At 32.3% G+C, this 7,772-nt stretch carries 8 protein-coding genes; 6 read left to right on the forward strand and 2 right to left on the reverse strand.

What is annotated here, in order from left to right:
• Nucleotides 1-6 precede the first annotated feature (6 nt).
• Genes Q0543_RS16690 through Q0543_RS16700 form a run of 3 tightly spaced genes read left to right on the forward strand, consistent with a single transcriptional unit; the run spans nucleotide 7 to nucleotide 3,727 of the window.
• Complete coding sequence (locus Q0543_RS16690) at nucleotides 7-1,803, forward strand: LysM peptidoglycan-binding domain-containing protein (RefSeq protein WP_299255715.1); 1,797 nt, start codon at nucleotides 7-9, stop codon at nucleotides 1,801-1,803.
• Nucleotides 1,804-1,848: 45 nt separating this feature from the next.
• Nucleotides 1,849-3,339 (forward strand): PAS domain-containing sensor histidine kinase, encoded by a 1,491-nt coding sequence (locus tag Q0543_RS16695; RefSeq protein ID WP_299255717.1) that lies wholly within the window; start codon nucleotides 1,849-1,851, stop codon nucleotides 3,337-3,339.
• Entirely contained in the window at nucleotides 3,314-3,727 is a 414-nt protein-coding gene (locus Q0543_RS16700) for a response regulator (protein ID WP_299255719.1), read from the forward strand. The genes Q0543_RS16695 and Q0543_RS16700 overlap by 26 nt, the downstream gene beginning before the upstream one ends.
• 80 nt (nucleotides 3,728-3,807) lie before the next feature.
• Here the strand turns inward: Q0543_RS16700 and Q0543_RS16705 are convergent, their stop codons facing one another.
• Together Q0543_RS16705 and Q0543_RS16710 are read right to left on the reverse strand one after the other, a co-directional pair.
• Nucleotides 3,808-4,740 (reverse strand): hypothetical protein, encoded by a 933-nt coding sequence (locus Q0543_RS16705; RefSeq protein ID WP_299255738.1) that lies wholly within the window; start codon nucleotides 4,738-4,740, stop codon nucleotides 3,808-3,810.
• Entirely contained in the window at nucleotides 4,737-5,993 is a 1,257-nt protein-coding gene (locus Q0543_RS16710; protein ID WP_299255740.1) for a CHASE2 domain-containing protein, read from the reverse strand. Before Q0543_RS16710 ends, Q0543_RS16705 begins: the two co-directional genes overlap by 4 nt.
• Before the next feature lie 169 nt (nucleotides 5,994-6,162).
• Here Q0543_RS16710 and Q0543_RS16715 point away from each other — a divergent pair, with 169 nt between their 5' ends.
• The 3 genes from Q0543_RS16715 to Q0543_RS16725 are packed head-to-tail and all read left to right on the forward strand — an operon-like array spanning nucleotide 6,163 to nucleotide 7,692.
• Nucleotides 6,163-6,879: a phenylalanine 4-monooxygenase gene (locus Q0543_RS16715; protein WP_299255742.1), complete on the forward strand. Its 717-nt coding sequence runs from the start codon at nucleotides 6,163-6,165 to the stop codon at nucleotides 6,877-6,879.
• A gap of 1 nt (nucleotide 6,880) precedes the next feature.
• Nucleotides 6,881-7,444, forward strand: a complete 564-nt coding sequence (locus Q0543_RS16720; RefSeq protein WP_299255744.1) for an acyl-CoA thioesterase — start codon at nucleotides 6,881-6,883, stop codon at nucleotides 7,442-7,444.
• 5 nt (nucleotides 7,445-7,449) lie between these two features.
• On the forward strand, nucleotides 7,450-7,692 hold the full coding sequence (locus Q0543_RS16725; protein ID WP_299255746.1) for a TM2 domain-containing protein: 243 nt from the start codon (nucleotides 7,450-7,452) through the stop codon (nucleotides 7,690-7,692).
• The last annotated feature ends 80 nt before the right edge of the window (nucleotides 7,693-7,772 follow it).

The raw sequence follows: 7,772 nt of genomic DNA on the forward strand, positions 1-7,772 counted from the left end.
CCATACATGTTACGTTTAATTGCTTTAAGTATTCTGAGTTTATGTGCGCTATGTAGTACTGCTCAAACGTTTTCAAAGCCCGAAGTGCCTGACGTAATTGAGTTTGGTGGTATGAAACTAGAATTAACACCTGCAGCCAAAAGAAAAATTGAAGCAGATGTTACCATGATTTATAGTAGTGGCAAATATCTACAACAAAAAATTGATCGCGCAAATTTATATTTTCCAATTATAGAACATGTCTTTCATCAAGAAGGATTTCCTGAAGATTTTAAATTTCTAGCTTTGCAAGAATCGAGTTTGGTTTCCGATGCCGTTTCAAGTTCAAATGCCGTTGGCTTTTGGCAATTTAAAAAAGAAACGGCCATTGAAGTTGGTGTGGTTGTAAATGGCAACGTTGATGAACGGAAGCATATTAGCTACGCATCTAAAGGGGCAGCTACCTATATTAAAAAAAATAATGTTTCATTAGATAATTGGGTGTATGCATTGTTATCTTATAATGTGGGTCCTGGTGGTGTAAAGTCTCATGTTAAAACTAAATATGTGGGAGCTAAACATATGGTTATTGATGATGATATTCACTGGTATGTTATTCGTTTTTTAGCCTATAAAATTGCGTATCAAAATTTGGTAGGTAAAGCAAACCACCCAGAAATATCGTTAATCGAGTACAAGGGTGTAAAGGATAAATCGTTTCAAGAAATTTCAAAACAGGCCAACGTAGAGGTAGATTTATTGAAAGAATATAACAAATGGTGTACGAATAGCCATGTGCCAAGTGATAAAGAATACATAGTTATTATTCCTTCAAGCCATGGAAGTGTTTCTCCTATTGATGAACATAAACCCACTCAACAAAATGCTCCAGATGATGATCCCATTGTTATTCTGAATCAAAAGGATATAGTACTCATTATTCCAAAGTCCTTTCCAGATATTAGAGCATTTGTAGATACCTTAAAAATTCCAGTATTTGTTTCTATTAATAAAGTGAAAGCAATTAGAGCGAGTAAAGGTGATGACATAAATAGCTTAGTTGTAAAATCCGGATTGTCTAAACAATCTTTTTTATATTATAATGAATTGAAGGGATATGAGAATGTGGCTGCTGGCAATTTTTATTATATGCAAGTGAAAAGGAGCAAGGCTCTCGTTGCTTATCATACAGTTTCTAAAGGGGAAAGTTTAAACTCCATTGCTCAAAATTATGCAATAACAACAGCATCTATTCGCAAGCATAATCGCATGTCTAAAAATGAATATTTAAAAGAAAATAGGGTATTGTGGTTGCGAAGTACGCGTCCGAAGGATACACCAATAGAATATAAAGCATCACCAAAACCACTTGTAAAAGAGGCAGTGAAACTGGCGCCTAAGGTTGAAAACAAAACAGAAGTAGTAGAACTGAAACCGCAGAATCAAACAGTACTTGTTACACCAAAGCAAATCGAAACAAAAGGAACTTCTGCACCCAGTTCAATCATAGATGCGAATGTTATTATTCATATTGTACAACCTGGTGAATCTGTTTTTGGTCTCTCCAGAAAATACGAAGCAGATTCTGACAGCATTAGAGCTTGGAATAATTTGTCTGGATATGCTATACAAGTAAACCAGAAACTAATTGTAGGGTATAAAAAGAAGGTTGGTGGGGAGCAGAAATATGTTGTAAAACCAGGTGATACGGTCTATAAAATATCAAAAGAACTGAACGTAACCGTCGAGGATATAAAGAAATGGAATAATCTTCCCGATTATAACTTAAAAATTGGACAAGAATTAATCATACATACTCCTTAGTGCGAATAAAATTTATTACTTTGTAAAAGCAACTTTGTCGTTTAAATGCTAGAAAGGATAAAATCATATATAAAGAAATTCATTCATCTAGGGAAATCCACGTTTAAACCTGGTAAATATGAAATGCTTTTAAATGAAGCATCGGATGCTATTTATCTAGTGAATACAAGTGGTACAATTACATATGCCAATCCCAGCGCATGTTTACTTTTTGGTTACAGCCATGATGAATTGGTTCAGAGGCCCATTCATGAATTAATCGTTTCAAAAACGGATGTATTAAATGCATTTTCAACAAACCTGATTCAAGAGAAAGGAATTGTTGTACAACAGGAGTTTATTCGTAAGGATCAATCCACTTTTTATGGCGAAATGAGTGTGCGATTATTTGATGATGGTGCACATCAAGCAATTATAAGGGATATTACAAAAGGGGTAATTCAGCATCGATTATTAATCGACCGAGAGAAGAAATTTAGAATATTAGTGGAAAATGCATTTGACATTATTATTGTGTTGAGTTCAGATTTTAAAATAAAGTTTGTAAGCCCTGTGATTAAAAAAATGTTGGGCTATGAAATTGATGAAGTACTCGGCTTAAATTCGAATACATTTATTGAATTACGTGATCGGTTATCCATTAAAAGAGTTTTAAAGAATCATGGTGTTACGTTTGCCATAAATGATTTAAAATTAATTCATAAAAATGGCCAAATAATTCATTGTGAAGTAAATGCAGCTAATTTTTTAAATGACCCTCTTATAAATGGGATCATTGTAAATTGTCATGATATTAGCGAGCGTATTGAAACGGAAAAAGAGTTATTGAATACGAATTACGAACTTGATAGCTTTGTTTATAAAGTCTCTCATGATTTAAAAGCGCCACTTCGATCTGTTTTGGGATTAATTAATTTGTCTCAAAAAGAAAATTCAAACGAAACAGTAAAATTATATCTTGAAATGATGACGCGCAGTATTCGTAATATGGACGTGTTTATCAAGGATTTGACACAATTTTCAAGAAATAGTAGAATGGAAGTTGTTAAAGAGTTTATTGATTTTAATGAATTGATAACGAAGATTGATAATAACTTAAAATATGAAGAAAATGCAAGCACGATACACATTGAGAAGCGAATCAATCAAAAAGTTGCATTTTATTCAGACGGCAATCGGCTAGAAACGATAATAGGTAATTTATTATCAAATGCATACAAGTATCATAGTTTTGAAAGTAATAATCCTTATATTAACATCCAAATAGATGTTTCTGAGTTTTATTGTGTCATAAAAATTCATGATAATGGATCTGGAATCGCTGAAGAATTTCACAATAAGATATTTGAAATGTTTTTCAGGGCGTCAGAGAAGTCACAAGGTTCAGGCTTGGGTTTATATATTGTAAAGAGTGCAGTAGATAAACTTGAAGGCAAAATAAAATTAGAATCTATATACGGTAAAGAATCAACCTTTACTGTAGAGTTACCCAATTTATTAACGCATTCGTATGATGATAGAAGTGAAGCCGTATAAAAAATTAATAATGCTTGTTGATGATAATGAAACCGACAATTTCATTCATAGACGTGTTTTGGAAATGGGGCATTTCTCTGAAGAGATAATTGTTAAAAATTCAGGAAAGTCAGCATTAGAATATTTGGAAGCGAATAAAAATAATCCAGATCGCATACCAGAAGTTATTTTTTTAGATATAAATATGCCCATTGTTGACGGGTTTGTCTTTTTATTCGAATTTGAAAGCTTCCCAGACTCGATTAAAGATAATAGTAAAATAATCGTATTATCAAGTTCAGATAATAAGAAAGACATTGATCGTATTGTAGACAACGACCATGTTATTCATTTTATAACGAAACCCTTATCAGAAGACTCTGTTACAGAATTAAGGGAAATGGTTTAATTCTATTGTCTGATTCCTATTACATAAAAAAAGCAACTCCAAGGAGTTGCTTTTTTTATGTAATAGGAAAGTCATCACTTTTATTTTGTTGGCTTTGCAATGCCAGACTCAATAAGATATTTACCATAAAGAATTTTAAAAATCTCTACTTCAGGCTCAATAGCAATTGCTTCTTCATAATATGCCATTGCATTTAATGTCAATTTATGGTCTGCAAAAAAAGAAGCATACAATAATTTATTTAAGGCGGTTTCTTCAGGAAGTTCGTTCTTTAAATCTATAAATTGGTCGTGCAATTCAACTGCTTTCGTATCATCACTTACATATTGAAGATTGTATTTGTCAGATTTTACTGTTGGGGATTCTTTTACTTTAACCGTCCAAACAATATTTTTTTCTATTTTGAAATTAAGTTTTGATAGATCAATTACTAGTTGTGTATCTGTTGTTTCTTTCTCTACTATAGTTTCATCAAACATATTCATAAATGTTACTACATAAGTATTAGCAACGTCTTTGCCAACTTTAACCTTATTCCATTTAAGGATAATTAATTCGTCTAAAACAACTGCTTGGCTAGGCGCGAAGGGTTTAATTTTATCTGTAGATCTTTCTACCGACCCTGTTACAGCCATATGCTTATATCTGTTGGCAGCAAGATCTTCGTTGTCTGCAGTCATTTGTCCGGCAATATAATTAACGTATTTAGAACTTACACTCGCATTTTGAGAAGATACTTGTTCTACTAATTTAGATACCTCATATGTCCCTGCAGTTTTCAACTCAATCGTTTTTCCACTTTTATGGGACAAGCCTAAGTAGGCTCCACTTGCTACAACAATTTTGTCTGTTCCATATATTTTTTTCCCAACAATTAAATCTTGAGGAGTAGTAGAAGAGGAAACAATTACTTTATTAGCACCTTTTGTTATAAGTACTTTGAAAATTTCATCTTGTGCAAAAGATAAAAATGAAGTGATAAATAATACGAGTAAAAGTGATAATCTTTTCATAACGTTTTGTCTTTATGATTTTTGTGTTTCAAATATACAACTTTTTCTTTTGTTCCCATATAAAGTGGTCTTATAATACCCCAATATATTTCTACAAGATTTCCAGACAATAATAATGCCACGGAAGCAAGTGTAATGTCAATTCTATAACCATATATATGAAAAATAATGACCATAAATACGGAAATTAAAAGAACGCCAATAACGGACAAAATCATGTTTATGCCATCCCACAATTCGGCAGAATTTAAAAACAGCCAATTAAATCCCCAGATCATTATAAAAATTAGAAATAGCGTAAAAGACCAATTTAACCACTCAGGAATATCATCAATGTATTTCTCTTTTAAAATCATCGATGCAATATTTGCGTGAACGACTACTCCATACATGTCTGGAGCTGTTCTGCCAACATATTGACTGTTTAAGGGTGTGCAAAATTTATCTTGCCAGTTATTTTGTCCAATTTCATCACCCATATAGCCCAAAATCACAATTTTCCCTTTAATTGTCTCGGGTGTGAATTTTTTTTCCAACACTTCATACCAATCCAATGCAGTAAACACATTTTTGGAATTTACAGTGCTACCTTCTGTATGAATATTGATATTGCCAACATAATTGATGGTCTCGACATCATTATTTCGGGCTAAATATCTTTCCAATTTTTCTGGGGCGTAAATACGCACAAGCATTGATGGAAACGATAAGAGTGTATCATTGTTATATATTTCTTTTGGTATACAATCACGAGCAGTATTTAAGCTGTTTTTTCCCTGTGCGATCATGTCTGCAAAGCCAGCTCGCGCGTATTGCATGAAAAGTCTATTTGAATAGTTAACAGTATCTACATTATTTGTAGTGTCGTTTTCGATCAATTCGGAGACTAAAACTAGATTTTTTGTTCGTGAGAATGCTTGAGAAAGTGCGGAATCTAATTGAGGATCATTTTTCTTTCGAAAAAAAGCATCGATTCCAATTACTTTTGGTTCAAATTCATTTAAAATATTTATTAAGTCCGCTAATCCTGCTCTATTTAATTTTCCAATATTTACTAATACGATGTTATTTTCAACTTCATCGTTTTCTTTGAAATTGGAAAAATAAATATCTGTGGTTTCGAAATCTTTAAAGGCATCGGAAATTGGACTTAGAATCTCTGCATTGATGTTAATAGTAGAAATAGCCCAAATAAATGCCATTATCCAAGCCATTACAAAAAAGCTTTCTTTAAAAAGTCGTTTAAAAGTCATAAAAACAAAAGTGATTCGTTATAAAGATACAATTTTATAATAATTGTACATATCATCTGTTTAAAAATTAAAATGTGTTGAAATAGTGGGTTTTATGATTCACAGCTTTGAATTGTGCTGTAAATCCACTTCAATTTCTTAAATTTGGGCGTAAATATAATTTCATTAGATGGAACAGATTCATAAATATACCGAACAAGAAAATAAAATTTGGGCTACTGCATATAGTAGAGTTCTAAATTTTTTAGGAGATGTTGCTGACGATTCTGTCATGTTAGGAATTCGAACAATTGGTTTGCCAGGAGATAGAGTACCCGATGTTGATGAAATTAATGAACACCTTTCAAAACATACTGATTGGAGAATTGTACCATTGGAAGATATGGTTGATGATACAAAATTTATAAGTATGCTTGCAGATAAATTATATCCTTGCAGAACATGGGTGCGTAGCATGGATCAGGTAGATAAAATGGAAGATGAATACGATATTTTTCATGATGTATTTGGCCATACTTCATTATTATATCTCCCAAATTATTGTTTATATCTTGAAAAATTAGGCGAATTAGCCCTTGAAAATATTAACGATACGAAAGCAATTTTGTATTTAAAAAGAGTTTATTGGCACACCATTCAATACGGCTTGATTGATGTAAATAAATCATTACGTATTTATGGTGCACATATGATTACGTCAAGAAATGAAGCTTCATATGCATTAAATGCTGGGGTTCCCAAATATGATCATAATGTATCCATTATAATGGATACACCTTATGTCAAAAATCGTTTTCAAGAAAAATACTTTGTAATTAAATCTTACGATCAATTACTTGCATCCCTAGATGATGTGAAAATTGAATTGGAAAAAAGATTGAAATAATATGACTGAAGACAAAGGAATGTATCGCACGGTTCGTTTTTCACAAACAACCATTACAGAATTAATGATACCTTCTTATGCAAACTTCGGAGGTAAAATACATGGGGGGATATTATTATCATTAATGGATAAAGTAGCCTTTGCATGTGCATCAAAACATTCCTCTGGTTATTGTGTGACGGTATCCGTGGATACGGTTGATTTTTTACAACCCATTGAAGTAGGAGAGTTGGTAGCCGTTATTGCAACGGTACATTATGTTGGTAATAGTTCCATGGTTATTGGAATAAAAATAATCGCTGAAAATGTATATACATCAACGGTTAGGCATACCAATACATCTTATTTTACGATGGTTTCAAAGGACCAATCGGATAAGCTGAAAAAAGTGCCGGGATTAATTCTTGAAACAAAAGAAGAAGTGAAAAATTTCATGGATGCGTTGAAGCGCAAACAAATGAAAGATTTTTACAAAAATGAACTTCAGAAAATTCATGAAGCTCCCATTACAGAAGAAAGTATTTCGGAAATACTCATTGAGGAACGCTGTATTGTAGCACATTAAAAAATATGTTTAAAAAAATAATGAATCTACCCTATTATATTAAAAATCCACAGGTTCAATCTAAGAAGCGTATGTATATTGTATGTTTATTTTTAGGTTTCGCCGGAGGGCACCGTTTTATAATGGGATATAGATCATGGATTTTACAATTTATAACATTGGGCGGATTAGGTATTTGGTCTCTCTATGATTTGGTTAAAATTGCATTGGATGAAATGCCCATGGCAGATGGTAAAGTGCTTAAGTAATTTTTAATTAATACGAATTTATTGTTTTCTTAGATTCAATTAATAAACGCAACGGCTAGCCGTTGCGTTTATCGCGGTCA

Source organism: uncultured Cytophaga sp. (assembly GCF_937863595.1).
Taxonomy (GTDB): Bacteria; Bacteroidota; Bacteroidia; order Cytophagales; family Cytophagaceae; genus Cytophaga.

Bases quoted from the DNA above. Each gene is read 5' to 3' on its own strand.
- Q0543_RS16690 (WP_299255715.1), top strand. From the start codon at position 7: ATGTTACGTTTAATTGCTTTAAGTATTCTGAGTTTATGTGCGCTATGT.
- Q0543_RS16695 (WP_299255717.1), top strand. From the start codon at position 1,849: ATGCTAGAAAGGATAAAATCATATATAAAGAAATTCATTCATCTAGGG.
- Q0543_RS16700 (WP_299255719.1), top strand. From the start codon at position 3,314: ATGATGATAGAAGTGAAGCCGTATAAAAAATTAATAATGCTTGTTGAT.
- Q0543_RS16705 (WP_299255738.1), bottom strand. From the start codon at position 4,740: ATGAAAAGATTATCACTTTTACTCGTATTATTTATCACTTCATTTTTA.
- Q0543_RS16710 (WP_299255740.1), bottom strand. From the start codon at position 5,993: ATGACTTTTAAACGACTTTTTAAAGAAAGCTTTTTTGTAATGGCTTGG.
- Q0543_RS16715 (WP_299255742.1), top strand. From the start codon at position 6,163: ATGGAACAGATTCATAAATATACCGAACAAGAAAATAAAATTTGGGCT.
- Q0543_RS16720 (WP_299255744.1), top strand. From the start codon at position 6,881: ATGACTGAAGACAAAGGAATGTATCGCACGGTTCGTTTTTCACAAACA.
- Q0543_RS16725 (WP_299255746.1), top strand. From the start codon at position 7,450: ATGTTTAAAAAAATAATGAATCTACCCTATTATATTAAAAATCCACAG.